The organism is Nocardia sp. CY15 (assembly GCF_009829295.1).
GTDB classification, from domain to species: domain Bacteria; phylum Actinomycetota; class Actinomycetes; order Mycobacteriales; family Mycobacteriaceae; genus Nocardia; species Nocardia sputi.
The window spans coordinates 90,838-108,827 of record NZ_VUOT01000024.1; the positions used below are offsets into that span (position 1 = coordinate 90,838).

Below are 17,990 nucleotides of genomic sequence, written 5' to 3' on the forward strand. Positions count from 1 at the left end.
CAGTCACTCTTCGCCGGTCCTTTCTGGAATCCGCCCCGCGCGGCAATGACCGTCGGCGGTGGCATGCGGTGTGCAGTGTTGCACACCTCACAGGCGTCAAACAAGCATTATGTTAATCATTATTCTTATAGCTCTGCGCGGATGAGCAAGGAGTGCTGCGCAAGGAACCGGCGGCTATACCCTCTGCACCAGTAGGTTTGACAGCAAGCATGGTAGATACCCACAGCATCCTTCGCCAGACTGTACGAATATGTGATCAGGTGATCTCTCGCCGAGAGGGTGACTTCGACCCCTCACATGCTCGCCAGCCAACGTTGGAGCAGAACCATCAGCGCCCCGAGAACAGCGAACCCCGCGACCGCCGCGCTCGACACCGCGATCCACAACCCGAGACGCAACACCGGGTTGACCTTCATCCGCCCACCGAGGATCTTCACCACGATCACCACGACGTCGATGAGCCACACCATCGCCATCATCAGGTCATGCACACATTCGAGAAGGTGAGCACCGGCCAGCACACGATCGATCCGAGGAACGAGATCACCAGGTCGATGCCGTGCATGTTCCGCAAATGGCTTGTGTGCGTGAGGGTCCAGACCACCCCGGCCAGTCCGTAGGGAATGCCGAGGATGATGAGGGTGCCGAGGAACTCCGAGACCTTCATCTCGTAGCCGAGTATTCGGTCCAGCGTCTTGAGCATGCGCCGATGCATCCTTTCCGTCCGATCGCCACCGCGCGGCCGGATCGTCCGTCACACCCCCGCGAGCGTGACGCACTACCCGAGCCGGGCTGCCGATACCGCCGTTATGTTACCCATCATTCTCACATAATTGGAACCCTGCCGGGTGATCTGATCATCGACAGCCGCCCGTATATGCTGTTGGCAGCAGTCGAATCGTCTTGATAGCGTCTCGCTATGTTTTTCAAAATTCCTGGTATCGCATGGCAGCATCGGCCCGCGAGGAGATCACCCGACCCAGCCACAGCACGGATGCGAGAGTCGATTGCCGGCACCGGCCGCCGAGCGAGCGGGGCGGCCCAAAACAAAAGGTGCCCAGCCGCACTCGGCTGGGCACCCAAGTTCCTCCACCGCCCGCCGGGCGGCGCCACACAGGTCAGACGGTCTCCTTGCGCGGCCACTCGACGCCGCGCTGGCGGACGTACTCGCCTGCGGTAGCGTCACTCTCGTCCAGGTCGTACTCGTACTCGTCCAACTCGGGGCGACGGCGTGGATCCCAGACCATAGCCGCGGCCGACACGGCCAACAACGTAACGACAATGGCCGCAATGACTACGTAGAGCACGTCTTTCACCCTCCTGAAGAAAACCGAAAAGAAACACACAGCCGTGCCGGATACTCAACGCACACAGCTTCTTTGACGCCGGACGCATAGTAAGCCGCGCCGCCGGTCGCGCGGCATTCCCACGACGGTTACCGGTCGGTCGCCGCCGGATCCGGACCGGGCGGCCACGTCCGGCGATTCAACGGAAACGCCACCGCGAACGTTCAGCGTCGCTTAGGCTCATCGCTGTCCCGGTGGCTCCGGGGCATCCAGCGCGGCACCGGTACGCCCAAGCCTGCCGCGATCGCTGGTGGTAGCGGTGGGGTTCACCCAACTAGATGAACCTCGCCGTCCCCCACTTCCCATGAAATCCCACCGACATTCGCGTGGAATCACCCACTTCCGGCATCCTTCGAGCTACCGTCTTCGGTCATGGACGACATCGAACTGCAGCCACCGACCGTCGCCTCCGCCAAGCACACCGGACTGGTCCTGGACATCGCCACCCTCGCCATCCACAACCCGCTCGCCGGGCCCGGCGAGATCACCTACCCGTACGTCCGCTGCACCGACCATCGGGTTCTTCGTCTACCCGAACCGTTGCACCGGTGGGCCACCGAGACCATCGCGATCAACCACACCCAGCACGCCACCGGCGCCCTGCCCCTGTTCCCCGGACAAGTCGAATTCGGCATCCTCGACGGCACCATGTACGCCGAAGTCCTGTAGGCCGGATTGCCGACCAGAGCCCGATCGATACGGCCGGGCTCTAGTCGCGCTTCCGAGGATCGGCCGCCGCAGCCGAACAGGTGCGGTGCCGTCGCGCCGTATGCCGTGTCGCCGGGGTGCGGCGAGGGCCGTATGCCGGGGACGCTCAGGCGGCGATCAGCGTTCGGGCGGGTGCTGGCCCGCGACCGGCCCATGGTTTGCCGACCTCACCGGGACGCAGGAGCTGTCGCCGCGACCAGGACGCCGCCCGCGAACGGACGCAAGCGCCTGTCGTGGTCCGGCCGGGTATGCCGGTGGCGCGGGTTCCGGACGCACGACACACTGGAAACCGTGAATCGCATGTCAACCCGACGACGCCCCGACGGATCGGACGGCCTGCCGTGACCGACCTCGCCCGCGGTGAGAACCGCCCCGCGCCGGGCGATCGGCTGGCGGTGACCGTCACCTGCTCGGCTCCCGTCGACGTATCCGCGCTGTTGCTGAACGCGGCGGGGCGGGTGCGCTCCGACGCCGACTTCGTCTTCTTCAACCAGCCGGTCGCACCGGGCGTCACCTACCGGCACGGCCGGGGGGCAGGCGACGTGGTGGACATCCAGACCAGCGCGTTGCCCGGTGACGTGGACCGTGTCGTCGTCACCGCGAGCCTGGACGGCAACGGTCCGCCCACCTTCGCGTCCGCGGGCTCGCTGCGCGCGACCATCGCCTCCGCCTCGAGCACGCTGGCCTTCCCGATGACAGGGCTGAGCACCGAGACCGCCGTGGTCTGCGTGGAGATCTACCGCCGCGGCGGCGGATGGAAGGTGCGCGCGGTCGGGCAGGGTTACGACAACGGGCTGGCCGGAATCGCAACGGCTTTCGGGGTGAACATCGATGACGAGCCGGCCCCGCCGACCTCGTCACCCGCTTCGACTCCCCCACCGGCGTATCGATCTGCTCCGCCCCCGCCACAGCAAACCGCCTCTGCTCCCCCGTATCCACCTGCCCCACCGCAGGCGCACCAGCCCGCGCCGCCACCGGGCTCCCCGCCGCAACCGGCCTACCCGCCGCAACCCACCTACCCGCCGCCACCGGCCTATTCCGCCCCGTCCGCGGCGCCGCCACCACCGATGCCCTCACCTCAGCAAGGAGCGCTGCCGATGCAGAGCGAACTGTTCGCCCCCAGCCACGCCGAAGTCACCGGCGCGGGCATCCAGAAGCAGGGCGGCAAGATGATCAAGGTGGCCGTGAACGGCGACGTGATGGCTCGCGCCGGATCGATGGTCGCCTACCAGGGCGACCTGCAGTTCCAAGCGCTCGGGGCGGGCGGCATCGGCCGGGCGATCCAGCAGCGGCTGACCGGCGAAGGCGTTCCCCTGATGAAGGTGACCGGGCGCGGCGACCTGTTCGTCGCCAACGGCGCAGCGGATGTGCACACCATCGATCTGGATGGCACCGACGGTCTCACCATCAACGGCGCCAACGTGCTCGCCTTCGATTCCACCCTGCGCTACGACATCCGGATGGTGCAGGGCGCCGCCGGGTTCGCCAGCAACGCCGGCTTGTTCAACTGTGTCTTCACCGGCCGCGGCCGCATCGCCATCACCACGCACGGCACGCCGGTGGTGCTGAATGTCGACCAGCCGACCTACGCCGACCCGCAGGCGGCGGTGGCCTGGTCGTCGAGTCTGCAGACCGGCATCAAACGCAACGATTCGTTCGGGCTGGGCCGGTTGATGGGCCGCAGCACCGGGGAGGGGATGACGCTGTCGTTCTCCGGACGCGGTTTCGTCATCGTGCAGCCGTCGGAGCTGCCGCCGGGCGGCTTCCTCGGCGGCACCGGCGGCGGACAGGAAGCCGGGCAGAGCGGCGGTGTGCTCGGCGGACTGTTCGGATGACGGCGAGATCCGTCATCAAGCCTGGAGCGAGACGAGTTCCACGACGGTGATGTCCGACGGTGCGCCCACCCGCACCGGCGGACCCCACGCCCCGGCTCCCCTGGAGACGTACAGCTGGGTGTCGCCGTACCGCTCGAGCCCGGCGACTGTCGGATTGGCCAGGGCCGCAAGGTAATTGCCGGGCCAGATCTGGCCCCCGTGGGTGTGGCCGGACAGCTGGAGATCGACGCCGTGCGCCACCGCGTCCTCGATCAGCACGGGCTGGTGCGCCAAGAGGACGGCGGTGCGGGCGCGGTCGCGATCGCCGAGCGCCTCGGCGAAGTCCGGTCCCTGGCCGGTTCGTGCGCCCTGCACGTCGTTCACGCCCGCCAGGTCGAATCCGGGCAACTCCGTGCGGGCATTCGCGAGCAGGTGCATGCCGAGTTCCTGGACATGCTCGATCCACTGCTCGGCGCCGGAGAAGTACTCGTGGTTGCCGGTCACGAAGAACGCGCCGTGCCGGGCGCGCAGCCCGGCCAGCGGTTCCACGGCCGAGCGGAGGTGCTCGACGCTGCCGTCCACCAGGTCACCGACGACCGCGATGAGGTCGGGCTGGGTGTCGTTGACGGTCCGCACCACCCGCTCGGCGAAACCGCGCCCGAGAATCGGGCCGAGGTGCACGTCGCTGACCACCGCGATGCGAAATCCACCGGCCTGGCGCGGTAACTTCGCCAGCGGCACGGTGACACGCTTGACGCTCGGTCCGTCCAGGACGCCGTAGGCGCCGACGCCGACGGTGGTCGCCGCCGCGGCGACGGCCGCTCCGCTCACCACCCGCGAGACGAAGACGCGGCGCGGTAGCCGCGTGGCGGCCGGTCCGGCCTGGTCGCTCGCGGAGGCGTTCTCCGGCACGGGATCCGGCGCAGGCGCGGATTGAACGGGTTCGGCCGCGACGACCGGTTCGGGCACCGGTTCGCCGTGATCGAAGCGGCGCAACAACAGGCGGCGGATCGGCTCACCGACCGCCAAAGCCAGCAGCAGATAGACGAACAGCGCACCCCACAGGTAGCCGGGCCAGGCGATAACCCGCACCAAAGCGAACGGAGCATCTGCCACTTCGGCAACCGTGGTGCCGACCAGCAGCACAGGCCCCGCCACCACGATCGCCGTGCCCGCCCGCCGGGCTGGTGAGCCCACGACGGTCGTATCCCGGACCAAGCGACGCCACACGTACCAATGCAGCGCCACCACCGCGACGGCAATCAGTACCACGAGCACGATGGCTGCGACCACAACAATTCCAACCACTACGGCGGCACTCTCTGTGAACATATCGGATGCGCGGCACCAACCTACGGCACGGCTGCGCCGACGCGCCCCGCGCCACCGCTCACCTCGTTCGCTCGACCACCCCGCGCAGGAACGCGGCCTGACCGGCGTGCTGCAGATCGTCGGAGATCACGCTGACCAGCCGCACCCCCAGCGTCACCGGCGGATCCCACCGGCTGTCGACGACGCGGTCGAGGTCGTCGTCGCCGAGGCCGCGCACGAAGCGCAGCGTCTGCTCGTGCACCGCGTCGAAGTACCCAGCGAGCAGTTGCGCGGAGGCACGGATCACGGCCACGCCCTCGGGGCGGTCACCGTATCCGGTCGCCGACTCGTCGATGGGCAGGCCGAACCGGTCGTACCAGCCCTGCGCGGTCCAGACCTGTTCGGTACCGGCCACATCCGCGATGTGATCGTCCTGCACGCGGGTCAGATGCCAGATCAACCACGCGATCGAGTTCGCGCCGGGATCCATGCGGTAGCCGAGGTCGTCCTCCGCCAGCCCGTCCACCGCTTCGTGCACCACCTCCTTGATCCGCTCGTAGGCGTCGGTCAGCACATCGGCACTGGTAGCCACGGTCGACTCCTCCTCGAGGTCGGGTATTCCGACGGTACCCAGCGCGACCGGCCTGCACGAGCGTCGACGTGCCCGGGCGGGGCGAATTCTCGCACGACCGAACCACATTGAATGTACCGTTATACAACGGTACGATGCGTGATGGTGAGATTGGGCCGATGGCCGCCGAATCGGGTCACCGGCAGGACAAGGAACGTACCGAAGTGAGGAAGTACCGATGATCCACGACGTCGAGACCGGGCGCGCACGGCGAGCGGTCGTCCGCGTGGCGATGGTCGCCGCGCTCGCGCTGACACCCGTCGCCGCGGCCGCCGCGCCCGCCATGGCACAGCAGCCCACCGTCACGCAGACGAGTCAGGCCGAGGAGATCCACGGCGGCTGGCACCGCCACGGCGGGTACCACCGCCACGGCTGGGGCGGTTACGGCGGCTGGGGTGGTTACGGTGGCTGGGGTGGTTACGGCGGCTACGGCCACTGGGGCAACCCGTACGGCTTCTGGGGCAGCCCGTTCGGCATCTGGCCCGGCATCGCCTGGCTGCTGCCCGGCACCGGAAGCGCGTTCTGAGCACGCACTCTCCGGCGCGCTACGCCCGGTGATCTCCGGCTCCGCGCAGGCCGGACGCCACGAAGGCGTCCGCACCCAGCACGGGCGCGGAGCCGGAATCACCCGAACCGTGGAGACGATCGCCTACGTCGGCGGCAACGTCCACACCGATGCCATCTCCGCCATCCGGCGCGAGTGCCGCAACACCGGGGGAGCCTCGAATCACCGCCTGCCACACCGCGAACGACCGAGTGGAGAAGATCTCCCCCGGCGTCGCACCGAGTCGCGGTGCGTCCGGCAGCGCAGAGCACCGGCTATCGAGCCCACCGCGAATTCGACAGGTGCCAGCAATTTTCGAGAAAACTCGGTGTGACGCCGATCTAATTCCGAACCACCCCGGTGGAATCAGCACACATTCTGCAATCTCTCGAAATCAGCACACGAAACCGGCTCTGCCCGGGCAGAATTCGCGCGCGAGAGCATTGCGGGCAACTCATCGATTTCTCGTGAAATTCGCAGAACGATTGCTTCGGGAAAGCCCTGCGGCCAGAATGGGTGGGGCCGAAACCCGGCATCTTGGGGATTCGTCGGCACTCGTGGCCGACACGACTATGTGGGGAATACGATGAGAGTCAACAGATTCGCCGCCACCGCCCTACTCGCGGTCGGAGCCACCGGAATAGCGACGGGCGTCGCGCACGCCCAGCCGGCCACACCCGCGCAGGTCAGCGTGCACGGTGTCGAACAGGGAATCGGGTTCACCTCGGCGCCCGCCGCCGACGGCACCGGGGTGGTCACCACCTTGGACGCGGGCAGTTTCGCGTTGACCGCCGACGCCAGGGCGGTCGAACTGCGCGACGGCGCGGGACAGGTCGTCGCGACCGTGCCCCTGGCGTTCCAGGCCTCCGGCGCGACGCACGGACTCGCGCCGGCGATCAGCGACGCGGGCCGCACCCTCACGGTGACGCCGGTGGGCGCCCCCGCGGTGACCGAGCGCCTCACGCAGATCAATGAGGACGAGACGCTCGCACGCAAGCAGCACAACGCCGGTGTCGGCGCCCTCATCGGCGCGGGTATCGGCGCCGTGATCGGCTTCTTCCTCGGCGGGGTCGGCGCACTGGTCACCATTCCGATCGGAGCCGGCATCGGGGCGCTGATCGGTTTCTCCACGCCGTAACCAGCTGGTTCGGTGTGCGGCCGCCGACGACGACCGCACACCGACCGCCGGTCGCACCGCCGGGATTCCCTGGGCACACGCACGCTTCGCGCGGCATTCGGCCGAGGGGGACGCGGCGATCCGATCGTCGACAGCCGTCGTCCACCGCGAGTCGTCCAGTCCCGTGGACGGCAAGCCGAAACGGAATGTCCGGGCGCGCGCTGGGGCATGATGGGAGGGCACGCAGACGATCGGAGCGACGACACAGGATCCGCCAGATGGCACAGCGCAGTTCCCTCTCGCGGCAACGCGCCGCACTGGAACAAGAGTGGTCCCGATGGATTCCCGCCGGGACACCGCAGGGTGATACCGCGCTGCGCAGCGAGGTCGCGCAATCGTGGCTGCGGTCGCTGCGCACGGTCGATCCGGCGCGCAGGCACGCGCCCCTGGCCGAAGCCGATGTGGCGGCCCGCTGGGCCGAGTCCCCGTTGCGCACACCGGTATCCGAGCTGACCGATCAGTTGCGCGACATCACCGAGGGCGCCGGCTACGTCGCGGCGATCACCGACGAGACCGGGACCATCTTGTGGTCGCACGGCGGTCCGGTGATGCGCCGCCGCGCCGAACAGGTGAACTTCGCGCCGGGTGGCTGCTGGGACGAGGCGCACATGGGCACGAACGCGCTGTCGCTGGCGTTGCGTACCGAACGGCCGCACACGGTGTTCTCCGCCGAACACTTGGTCGCCGCTCTGCACGGATGGGTCTGCTATTGCGCGCCGATTCGCGCCGCGGACGGTCGCCAGCTCGGCGTGCTCGATCTGTCCACCACCTGGGATCGCGCCCACCCGCTGGCGATGTCCACGGCCAGGACCTTGGTCACCGCCATCGAGACCAAGCTGCACCACCGGATGGCCGCGCCGGGGGTCCGGCTGACCTGTCTCGGCGCCGCCCGCTTGATCCGCGAAGGCGCTCCTGTGCGGCTACGCCCCAGGCAGCTGGAGATCTTGGCGTTGCTGGCGCTCGAGCCCGACGGCTGGACCCACGAACGCCTGCACTTCGCGGTGTACGGCGACCGGCCGGTCGGCGCGAGCACGCTCAAATCGGAGATGTCCCACCTGCGGCGCGCCACCGGCGGCGAGATAACCAGCCGGGTCTATCAGCTGATCAGCCCGCTGTCCTGTGACGCCGTGGACGTGCTGGCGGCGCTGGAAGCGGGCGATACCGCCACCGCGGTCGAGTTGTATCGCGGACCCCTGCTGCCGGACTCGGACACGCCGGGGATCGTGCAGTGGCGCGACTATCTGGAAGTCGGTGTGCGCACCGCGGTGCTGTCCAGCCGGTCCGTCGAGCACGCGCTGCGCTACGGCGAGCGCGCGCCCCACGACATCGAGATCCACGAACACGCGCTGCGCCTGCTCCCCGCGGGCGACGGTCGTCGCGCGCTCGCGGCCGCCCGGCTGCACAGCGCCCTGCGCGGCTGAACTCGCGCGCCTCAACGTTTCCTCAACCCTCGCCGGGCATAGTGACCCGCATCACGGCCGCTCCGCCGTGTGCATCACGTCCGCAACAAGCGAGGAGGTACCCGCCATGAGCTACGCAAAGCCGGGAACCGAGGGCAGCGTCGTCGAATTCGCGGCGCGCTACGACAACTTCATCGGCGGTGAATGGACCGCTCCGGTCGAGGGCCGCTATTTCGAGAATCCCTCCCCGGTGGACGGTCAGACATTCTGCGAGGTAGCGCGCTCCTCGGCCGCCGACATCGAACTGGCCTTGGACGCCGCGCATCAGGCGGCCGACGCGTGGGGCGCCAGGTCGGCGGCCGAGCGGGCCAACATCCTCAACAAGATCGCCGATCGGATCGAGGACAACCTCGAGGCGCTCGCGGTGGCCGAGACCTGGGAGAACGGCAAGCCGGTGCGCGAAACCAAGGCGGCCGACCTGCCGTTGGCGGTCGATCACTTCCGCTACTTCGCCGGCGCGGTCCGCGCGCAGGAAGGCGGCATCAGCGAAATCGACGCCGACACCATCGCCTACCACTTCCACGAACCTCTCGGCGTCGTCGGCCAGATCATTCCCTGGAACTTCCCGATCCTGATGGCCACCTGGAAGCTCGCGCCCGCGCTGGCCGCGGGAAACGCGGTGGTGCTCAAGCCTGCCGAGCAGACCCCCGCCTCGATCCTGAAGGTGGTGGAACTGATCGCGGATCTGCTCCCGCCCGGGGTCCTCAACGTGGTCAACGGATTCGGCGTCGAGGCGGGCAAGCCACTGGCCGCCAGCCCGCGCGTGGCCAAGGTCGCCTTCACCGGCGAGACCACCACCGGCAGGCTGATCATGCAGTACGCCAGCGAGAACATCATCCCGGTCACCCTCGAGCTGGGCGGCAAGAGCCCCAACATCTTCCTGCCCGACATCATGGCCGCCGACGACGCCTTCCTCGACAAAGCGGTGGAGGGGTTCGTGATGTTCGCGCTCAACCAGGGCGAGGTGTGCACGTGTCCGTCCCGCGCGCTGATCCATTCCTCGATCTACGACGAGTTCATCGCGCGCTGCGTCGAGCGAACCGAGGCCATCCGCAGCGGAAACCCGCTGGACGACGCCACCATGATCGGCGCACAGGCCAGCAACGACCAATACGAGAAGATCCTGTCCTACATCGACATCGGCCGCCAGGAAGGCGCCGAGGTGCTCACCGGCGGCGGCCCGCGCAAGGTCGAGGGGTTCCCCGACGGCTTCTATGTCGAACCGACGATCTTCGCCGGGCGCAACGACATGCGGATTTTCCAGGAGGAGATCTTCGGGCCGGTCGTGTCGGTGACCACGTTCGACTCCGTCGACGAGGCGCTGAAGATCGCCAACGACACTCTCTACGGCCTGGGCGCCGGTGTGTGGACCCGCGACATGAACACCGCCTACCGGCTCGGTCGGGGCATCAAGGCGGGCCGGGTATGGACCAACTGCTACCACGCTTATCCCGCGCACGCGGCTTTCGGCGGCTACAAGAAATCCGGCATCGGACGCGAGAACCACCGCATGATGCTCGACCACTACCAGCAGACCAAAAACCTGCTGGTCAGCTACTCGCCGGACAAACTCGGATTCTTCTGATGCCGGATCAGGTGCACCGCGTCGACCTCACCGGCCCCGCGAAAGCGCTGCTGCGGCAGTTGATCGAACAGCACGGCCCGGTCATGTTCCATCAGTCCGGCGGCTGCTGCGACGGCAGCTCACCGATGTGCTACCCGCGCGGCGAATTCCGGGTCGGTGCCTCGGACGTGCTGCTCGGGTATCCGGCGGCGGACACCCCGTTCTGGATGAGCGCCGACCAGTACGAATACTGGCGTCACACCCACCTCACCGTCGACGTGGTGCCCGGCCGGGGTAGCGGATTCTCCCTGGAAGCGCCCGAAGGCGTGCGCTTCCTGATCCGCTCCCGGCTGCTCACCGACGAGGAACTCGCCGTCCTCGAGACGAGGCCGCCACGCACCGGGGCGGATCTGCCGCAATGACCGGTGCACCGGCCGCTGATGGATACGGCAGCGGCCGGTGCACCACCAGGGCTGCTCACCGGACCGCGCCTCGGTGAGCAGCCCCCTCTTTCGTTTCGGGGCAGGAGAAAACTCGGTGCGGGAATAGCTGGTCAGCGGATACCGTCGTTCGAGGTGGTTAGTCTGGCGAACGAGAGGGGCCCCGGTGGCGACCGAGACTGTGCCCGCGTCCATCGGCCTGCGCTCCGAGCGCGGGGCCATCCTCGGTTCGCTGATGCTGGCGACAGCGTTGGTCGCGCTGGATTCGACGGTCATCGCCACGGCGGTGCTCACCATCACCGACAGCCTCGGCGGCTTCGCGCAGTTCCCCTGGCTGTTCTCCATCTATCTGCTGGCGCAAGCGGTGACGGTGCCGATCTACGGCAAGCTCGCCGACACCGTGGGCCGCAAACCGGTGATCCTGTTCGGGATCACCATCTTCGCGCTGGGCTCGCTGCTGTGCGGCATGGCGACCAGCATGCTCGGCCTGATCATCTTCCGCGCCGTGCAGGGCATCGGCGCGGGAGCGATCCAGCCGATGACCATGACGATCGCGGGCGATCTGTACACGCTGTCGGAACGCGCCAGGGTGCAGGGTTATCTGGCCAGCGTGTGGGCCATGTCCAGTGTGGCGGGCCCGGTGCTGGGCGGCTTGTTCGCCGAGTACGTCAGCTGGCGCTGGATCTTCCTGATCAATCTTCCGCTCTGCGCGCTGGCCGCGTGGATGCTGGTGCGCAGCTTCGCCGAGAGCGCGCCGCGGCGCGGGCAGAGCGTCGACTATGCGGGCGCGGCACTGCTGACCGTCGGCGCGGGCGCGGTGATCCTCGGATTGCTCGAAGGCGGCCAGGCGTGGGCCTGGTCCTCTCCCGTCGGCATCGGCATCTTCGTGGGCGGCGCGGCCATGCTGGTGTCGTTCGTGCTGGTGGAACGCCGAGCGCGGAATCCTATCCTGCCGTTGTGGGTGTTCACCCGCCGCGTGGTGATCGCCAGCAGCCTGGTGTCGGTTCTGGTCGGCGCCATCGTGCTCGGAGCGACCTCGTATGTCCCGACGTTCACCCAAGGCGTGCTCGGTACCGGGGCGCTGGTGGCAGGCTTGACGGTCGGCGCGCTCAGCCTGGGCTGGCCGTTGGCCGCTTCGCTGGCCGGGAAGGTGTACTTGCGCCTCGGCTTTCGTACGACCGCGCTGATCGGCAGCGGTTCGGCCGCCCTCGGCGCGGCGAGCACGCTGCTGATCACGCAGCACTCGACGGTGTGGCAGATCGCCGCGTCCTGTTTCGTGATCGGCGCCGGCATGGGCTTGGTCGCGACCCCGACCCTGATCGCGGCGCAGACCAGCGCCGAATGGACCGAGCGGGGCGTGGTCACCTCGGCCAACATGTTCGCGCGTTCGATCGGCAGTGCGGTGGGCGTCGCGGTGTTCGGCGCGATCGTGAACTCCCAGGTCGGCCCCACCGACCATCCGGCGCCCGCCACGCTGGCCTCGGCGGTCCATCTGGTCTTCGTCACCATCGCGGCGATGGCCGTGGTCCTCCTGGTCGCGGCGGCCATGATGCCGCGACGCTCGGAGAGTGCCTGACGTCCGTGCTGGGCCAGGCGACCGTCGGCTCGGTCACTCGGTGGTCGGGCTCACCGACCATTCCGACCACAGCCTGAGTGATCCGATCGGTCGAGCGCGCCGGTCCGGGCGACGCGTCGAAAGCGGCGGGTTTTCGGAAGCGGCGGCTCCCGACTCGGTACAAGCTGGGTTTTCCAACCGAACCGAAACCCTGGAGGTCGCAGTGGCACAGGCCGTATGCGGAATCGTCGGCGTCTTCTTTTTGGGCATGGGTGTGTACGCGCTCGCCGCACCCGTCGCACTGATTCGGCCGTTCGGCATCCACCTCACCGAACCGAGCGCACGCTACGAGGTCCGCGCCGTCTACGGCGGCTTCGGCGTGGCGATGACGGCAGTGCTCGCGGTGGCCGCCGCGGACCTGGGTTCCCTGCGCTCCGGGATCATGGTCGCCGTCGCCGCCGCGCTGGCGGGCATGGCCCTCGGCCGGGTGGCGGCCGCCGTGCTCGACGAGCGGACCGCCTTCTACCCGAACTGGTTCTACTGCGGCGTCGAGGCGCTCGGCGCCGCGGTCCTGTTCCTCACCGCCCGGTGAGCCCGCGACCAGCGCCCGATCGCTACCTGCTGTGCACGCTGCCTGTGGCCGCGCCGGACTTGCTCAGCTTGCGCAACCCCAGGTAGCCGGCCGACACCAGCGCCGCCCACACCACGCCCACGACGATCGCCGTGCGCCCGCTGTCGGTGAACAACAGCAGCACGACCACCAGCCCGAGGAAGGCCAGCGCCAGGACGGTGGTGTACGGCGCGGCGGGCAGCCGGTAGTCGCTCGCGGGCAGCTCGCCGCGGGCCACCTTCGCACGGTAGAGCAGGTGGCAGACCAAGATGACGCCCCAGACGAAGATGATGCCGATGGTCGACACCGAGGTGATGTAGGCGAAAGCCTTGTCCGGGGAGATGACGTTGACGACCACGCCGAGCACCATCGCCGCCGCCGACGCGGTGATGCCGACATAGGGCACCGCGTTCGCGCTCAGTTTGTTCAGCCGGGCAGGGGCCTCACCGTGCAACGAGAGGGTGCGCAGCATCCGGCCGGTGGAGTAGATGCCCGAGTTGCACGACGACAGCGCCGCGGTGAGCAGCACGAAGTTCACGATGCCCGCCGCGCCGGGGATGCCGATCTGCTCGAAGACCTCCACGAACGGGCTCTTGCCCGCGTGGAAATTGCGCCAGCTGGACACCGACATGATCACCACGAGCGCGCCGACGTAGAACAGGCCGATCCGGAACGGCAGCGTGTTGATCGCCTTGCGCAGCGTCTTGCGGGGCTCGCGCGCCTCTCCGGCGGTGACGCCGACCAATTCCACGCCGACGTAGGCGAACAGCACGATCTGCAACACCAGCAGCGACTGGCCGATGCCGTTGGGGAAAACGCCGCCGTCGGCCCACAGATTGGTGACGGTGGGATCGGAGGCGTGACCGAAGCCGAACAGCAGCACGCCGATGCCGAGCAGGATCATGCCGATGATCGCGGTCACCTTGATGGCGGAGAACCAGAACTCGCCCTCGCCGAACAGCCGCACCGAGATCAGGTTGGCGCCGAACATGACCGCCAGCACGACCAGCGCGGTGATCCACGGCGCGATGTCGAACCAGTACTCGACGTACTTACCCGCCACGGTGATCTCGGCCATGCAGGTGGCCACCCACACCGCCCAGTACGACCATCCGGTCACGAAACCGGCGAAGCGGCCGAGGAACTCGTGGGCGTATTCGGCGAAACTGCCCGAGATCGGCCGATAGGTCAGCAGTTCGCCGAGTGCGCGCATGATCACGAAGATGGCCAGGCCCGCCGCCAGGTAGGCGAGGATGAGGCCGGGGCCCGCCTGCTCGATCGCACCGCCCGCGCCGTAGAACAGACCGGTGCCGATCGCGCCGCCGATGGCGATCATCTGGATGGTGCGCGGGCTCAGGCCCCGGGCATAGCCCTCCGAGTCCCCGCTGTCCGCCGGATCCAACGGTCCGGCATCCTGAAGGTGACGGTCGGAGGCGGTCATATCGTGGTCCTTCCCCTCGCTGGGCCGCGACGCGACGACGCCGGTCGCCGGCCGGTGCGCCGAACACCCGATGTCAGACCATCGCGCGTTCGGCCTGAATCAGCTCGTCACGCTACCGCCCCGATGGGACGCGTCGTTTCCGGGCCGCTCCAGGCCGCCCATCTATCGGAGCTGCGTTCCGGCGTGCCATCATCGGTTCCCCCACTGAGAGCATTTGTCATGACCGTTTTGCCAGCCGGGCGCTCGCGGGCGGTCCGCTATGCGCTCCGCACGACCGTTGTCCTGCTCGTGATCGTCGCCGTCCTGGTCGGCGCGGCGTTCGCGACAACGGCGGTCCTGCACATTCCGTCGCCGCCGACGCTACTGCGGCTCATGACCGACCCACCCTCCGAGCAGGGCGCGTTGTTCGAGAGCCGGACGGTGACCGCCTCCCCCGCCCCGCGCCCGTTGCCGGTCGCCCCGCGGCCGCTGCCCGACCGCGTGCCCTGGAAGGGCTCGCACCTCTCGATCGCCGACTTCCTCGACGCCACGCACACCAACTCGTTCCTGGTCCTGCGCGGCGGCGCGCGCACGCACGAGTGGTATCGCGACGGCGTCACGGCGACCACCCGCCAGTCCTCCTGGTCGGTGGCGAAGTCCATCGTGTCGCTGCTGACCGGCCGGGCGATCGCCGCGGGGAAGCTCCGCGAGGACGACCGCCTGGTGCAGGTCCTGCCCGAGCTGACCACCGGCGGCGCGTACGACACCGTCACCATTCGCGACCTGCTGGACATGGCCTCCGGTGTCGACGTCTCGGAGAACTACAACAAGTACATGCCTCTGACCGGTACGGCCCGGATGTATCTCACCGAGGATCTCGCCGAGTTCGTCCGCGAACACCACGGCCTGCGGTTCCCGCCCGGCAGCAAGGGCGAGTACCGCAGCGTGGACACCCAGTTGCTGGGCATGGCGCTGGCTCGGGTCGAGGGCGTGGCGCTGAGCGAGCTGTTGGAGCGTGACCTCTGGGCTCCGATCGGCGCCGAGGACGACGCGTTGTGGAATCTCGATCGCGCCGGCGGCCAGGAGAAGGGGTTCTGCTGCCTGAACGCGACGGCCCGCGACTTCGCCAAGATCGGGCAGTTGGTGCTGGACGACGGGCGGGTGGGCGACGCGCAGATCGTGCCGAGGGCATGGATCGAGCGCATCCGCACCCCGGCCCCGCACCGGGTGGGCGACTGGCCCTACACCGCGCAGTGGTGGCATCCGACCGGCGGGGACGGCGCCGACCTCACCGCCGTCGGCGTCTACGGGCAGTACGTCTACGTCGACCCGCCCAGCGGCACCGTCATCGTCAAGCTCAGCGACCACGGCACCACCCAGGATGAGCAGGAGATCATCGAGGTGTTCCGGGCGATCGCGCGCGGCTGAGCCTTCCGGCGAAATACACCGGGGACGCCGGGCGTTGGCACTGGAGATCGGCACTCTGGAGGAGATAGATGATCGACGTCCCGCTGTCCGTACTGGACCTGGCGCCGGTGCAGTCCGGTCGCACCGTCGGCGAGGGGCTCGACGCGACCACCGAATTGGCCCGGCGCACCGAAGCTTTGGGCTACCACCGCTTCTGGGTCGCCGAACATCACAACATGCCCGGCATCGCCAGTTCGGCGCCGAGCGTGCTCCTGGCCCACTTGGCGGCGGCCACGTCGACCATCCGGGTAGGTTCCGGCGGGGTGATGCTGCCCAACCACGCTCCGCTGGTGGTCGCCGAGCAGTTCGGCACCCTGCACGCGCTGCATCCCGGGCGGATCGACCTGGGCCTCGGCCGCGCGCCGGGCACCGACCAGGCGACCGCCCGCGCGCTGCGGCGCACCGCCGACGGGCTGTCGGCGGAGTCGTTCCCCCAGGAACTGGCCGCCTTGCTCGGCTACTTTCGCGGCGCCGATCCCGGCGGCATCGCCGCGACGCCGGGCCGCGGCGAGGAGCCGGAGATCTGGCTGCTGGGTTCCAGCGGTTACAGCGCCCAGGTGGCCGCCGTGCTCGGATTGCCGTTCGCGTTCGCCCACCACATCAGCCCCGACAACACCGAGCCCGCGCTGGCCCTGTACCGCGAGCACTTCCGGCCCTCGGAGCGCCTGGAGCATCCGCACGCGATGGTGGCGGTCGCGGTGATCTGCGCGGACACCGACGAGCGCGCGGAAGCTCTGGCCGGTCCGCGCGATCTGGCCTTTCTGAATCTGGTGCGTGGCACGCCGCAGGCGCTCGCCACGCCGGAGGAAGCGGCCGCCTTCCGCCCGTCGGAACACGAGCGCGTGTTCATCCGGCAGCGCCGGGCCGGCCAGTTGCTCGGTTCGCCGGAAACGGTGCGCGGTCAGCTCGCGGACCTGCTGCGGCGCACCCAAGCCGACGAGCTGATGATCAACACTCTGGTCTACGACATCGACGACCGCGCCCGATCGTTCGAACTGCTCACCGAGAAGGTCGCGGCTTGATGCGGCAGGGTCAGTGCAGCCGGAAGCCGTGGTTGGTCAGCGACTCGCGCAGCCGGTGCCTGCCGCTCAGTGCCGCCGCCGAGGCCAGCCTGGCCAGCACGCGTTCGGTCCAGGAATGCGAGAGCTGTTGCTCGGCATAGAATTCCGCGATCCGGGTCTCGTACTCGGCCACGTGCGCGCGCTGCGCGTCCAGATCGTAGGTCTCCCGGTGCAGGACGGCCTCCTGCGGCAGCCGCGGCTTCACCCGCGCGTCCTCGGCGGGGTCGGGATGGCCGACCACCAGGCCGAAGACCGCGAACACCCGCGGCGGCAGGCCCAGCTCGGCCGCCACCTCTTCCGGCTTGTTGCGCAGCGCACCGATGTAGACGGTGCCGAGCCCGAGCGATTCGGCCGCCACGACCGCGTTCTGCGCCGCCAGCGCGGCGTCGATGAATCCGACGTAGCTCGATTCGAGGTAGTCCGCGCCCTCCAGCGGCGCGTTCCGGTCGTCGGCGAGCTGGCGTGCGCGCGCGAAATCGGCCGTCCAGACCAGCAGCAGCGGCGCCTGCACGATGTGGGCCTGATCGCCCGCGAGCGCGGCCAAACGCGCCTTGCGCCGCGGGTCACGCACCGCGACGACGCTCCAGACCTGGAGGTTCGACGAGGTCGGCGCGGACTGCGCCGCGGAGATCAGCAGGCGCAGCGTGGCGTCGGACACCGGGTCGGACAGATAGCTGCGCACCGAGCGATGTTCGTGCAGCACCTGCAACACCGGGTTCCACTGCGCGGGTTCGACCGGCCGGGGGTCGCGATAGCGCTGTTGCACGGCGTGGGTCGGTGTCGGCACGGACTTCGTCATGGCGCTCATCTTCCCGCTCGGGCGGCGCGCCGTCAGCGGTTGCCCGCACCCTGAGCCGAACGCAGGTAGGGTAAGTAAGGCAA

Annotated in this window: 18 protein-coding genes; 11 read left to right on the top strand and 7 right to left on the bottom strand. The window is 68.7% G+C overall.

Annotated elements, in window-relative coordinates; all coding sequences use genetic code 11:
- Positions 1–293 precede the first annotated feature (293 nt).
- The 3 genes from GVY39_RS24020 to GVY39_RS24030 form a co-directional block, all read right to left on the bottom strand.
- Complete coding sequence (locus GVY39_RS24020) at positions 294–479, bottom strand: hypothetical protein (RefSeq protein WP_159928333.1); 186 nt, start codon at positions 477–479, stop codon at positions 294–296.
- A complete protein-coding gene (locus GVY39_RS24025) occupies positions 479–703 on the bottom strand; it encodes a hypothetical protein (protein ID WP_159928335.1) in 225 nt (74 codons plus the stop codon). The genes GVY39_RS24020 and GVY39_RS24025 overlap by 1 nt, the downstream gene beginning before the upstream one ends.
- Before the next feature lie 415 nt (positions 704–1,118).
- Positions 1,119–1,262: a hypothetical protein gene (locus tag GVY39_RS24030; protein WP_159928337.1), complete on the bottom strand. Its 144-nt coding sequence runs from the start codon at positions 1,260–1,262 to the stop codon at positions 1,119–1,121.
- Between the two features lie 456 nt (positions 1,263–1,718).
- On the opposite strand from GVY39_RS24030, the gene GVY39_RS24035 reads away from it, so the two are divergent.
- Together GVY39_RS24035 and GVY39_RS24040 are read left to right on the top strand one after the other, a co-directional pair.
- Positions 1,719–2,015 carry a hypothetical protein gene (locus GVY39_RS24035; RefSeq protein WP_159928339.1) on the top strand — a complete coding sequence of 99 codons (297 nt, stop codon included), beginning with the start codon at positions 1,719–1,721 and terminating at the stop codon, positions 2,013–2,015.
- Positions 2,016–2,395: 380 nt separating this feature from the next.
- Positions 2,396–3,889, top strand: a complete 1,494-nt coding sequence (locus GVY39_RS24040; protein ID WP_236565632.1) for an AIM24 family protein — start codon at positions 2,396–2,398, stop codon at positions 3,887–3,889.
- Between the two features lie 15 nt (positions 3,890–3,904).
- Here GVY39_RS24040 and GVY39_RS24045 read toward each other — a convergent pair whose 3' ends face one another.
- Both GVY39_RS24045 and GVY39_RS24050 read right to left on the bottom strand, forming a co-directional pair.
- Positions 3,905–5,161, bottom strand: coding sequence for a metallophosphoesterase (locus GVY39_RS24045; protein ID WP_236565633.1), 1,257 nt, complete (start codon positions 5,159–5,161; stop codon positions 3,905–3,907).
- 97 nt (positions 5,162–5,258) lie between these two features.
- On the bottom strand, positions 5,259–5,771 hold the full coding sequence (locus GVY39_RS24050; protein ID WP_236565634.1) for a DUF664 domain-containing protein: 513 nt from the start codon (positions 5,769–5,771) through the stop codon (positions 5,259–5,261).
- Positions 5,772–5,988: 217 nt separating this feature from the next.
- Here GVY39_RS24050 and GVY39_RS24055 point away from each other — a divergent pair, with 217 nt between their 5' ends.
- The 7 genes from GVY39_RS24055 to GVY39_RS24085 all read left to right on the top strand — a co-directional run bounded on the left by GVY39_RS24055 (position 5,989) and on the right by GVY39_RS24085 (position 13,142).
- Positions 5,989–6,336, top strand: a complete 348-nt coding sequence (locus tag GVY39_RS24055) for a hypothetical protein (protein ID WP_159928343.1) — start codon at positions 5,989–5,991, stop codon at positions 6,334–6,336.
- A 604-nt stretch (positions 6,337–6,940) separates the two neighbouring features.
- Positions 6,941–7,492, top strand: coding sequence for a hypothetical protein (locus tag GVY39_RS24060; protein ID WP_159928345.1), 552 nt, complete (start codon positions 6,941–6,943; stop codon positions 7,490–7,492).
- A gap of 257 nt (positions 7,493–7,749) precedes the next feature.
- Entirely contained in the window at positions 7,750–8,952 is a 1,203-nt protein-coding gene (locus GVY39_RS24065) for a transcriptional regulator (RefSeq protein ID WP_159928347.1), read from the top strand.
- 106 nt (positions 8,953–9,058) lie between these two features.
- Entirely contained in the window at positions 9,059–10,576 is a 1,518-nt protein-coding gene (adh, locus tag GVY39_RS24070; RefSeq protein ID WP_159928349.1) for an aldehyde dehydrogenase, read from the top strand.
- Entirely contained in the window at positions 10,576–10,977 is a 402-nt protein-coding gene (locus GVY39_RS24075) for a DUF779 domain-containing protein (protein ID WP_159928351.1), read from the top strand. Before adh ends, GVY39_RS24075 begins: the two co-directional genes overlap by 1 nt.
- A gap of 184 nt (positions 10,978–11,161) precedes the next feature.
- On the top strand, positions 11,162–12,571 hold the full coding sequence (locus tag GVY39_RS24080) for an MDR family MFS transporter (protein ID WP_159928353.1): 1,410 nt from the start codon (positions 11,162–11,164) through the stop codon (positions 12,569–12,571).
- A gap of 202 nt (positions 12,572–12,773) precedes the next feature.
- Positions 12,774–13,142, top strand: a complete 369-nt coding sequence (locus GVY39_RS24085) for a DUF4345 family protein (RefSeq protein WP_159928355.1) — start codon at positions 12,774–12,776, stop codon at positions 13,140–13,142.
- Positions 13,143–13,164: 22 nt separating this feature from the next.
- Here GVY39_RS24085 and GVY39_RS24090 read toward each other — a convergent pair whose 3' ends face one another.
- Positions 13,165–14,601 (bottom strand): amino acid permease, encoded by a 1,437-nt coding sequence (locus GVY39_RS24090; RefSeq protein WP_370523820.1) that lies wholly within the window; start codon positions 14,599–14,601, stop codon positions 13,165–13,167.
- Between the two features lie 219 nt (positions 14,602–14,820).
- Here GVY39_RS24090 and GVY39_RS24095 point away from each other — a divergent pair, with 219 nt between their 5' ends.
- Positions 14,821–16,008: a serine hydrolase gene (locus GVY39_RS24095; protein WP_159928357.1), complete on the top strand. Its 1,188-nt coding sequence runs from the start codon at positions 14,821–14,823 to the stop codon at positions 16,006–16,008.
- 68 nt (positions 16,009–16,076) lie between these two features.
- Complete coding sequence (locus GVY39_RS24100; RefSeq protein WP_159928359.1) at positions 16,077–17,069, top strand: LLM class flavin-dependent oxidoreductase; 993 nt, start codon at positions 16,077–16,079, stop codon at positions 17,067–17,069.
- 10 nt (positions 17,070–17,079) lie between these two features.
- Here the strand turns inward: GVY39_RS24100 and GVY39_RS24105 are convergent, their stop codons facing one another.
- Entirely contained in the window at positions 17,080–17,916 is an 837-nt protein-coding gene (locus GVY39_RS24105) for an NADPH-dependent oxidoreductase (protein WP_159928361.1), read from the bottom strand.
- Between the last annotated feature and the right edge of the window lie 74 nt (positions 17,917–17,990).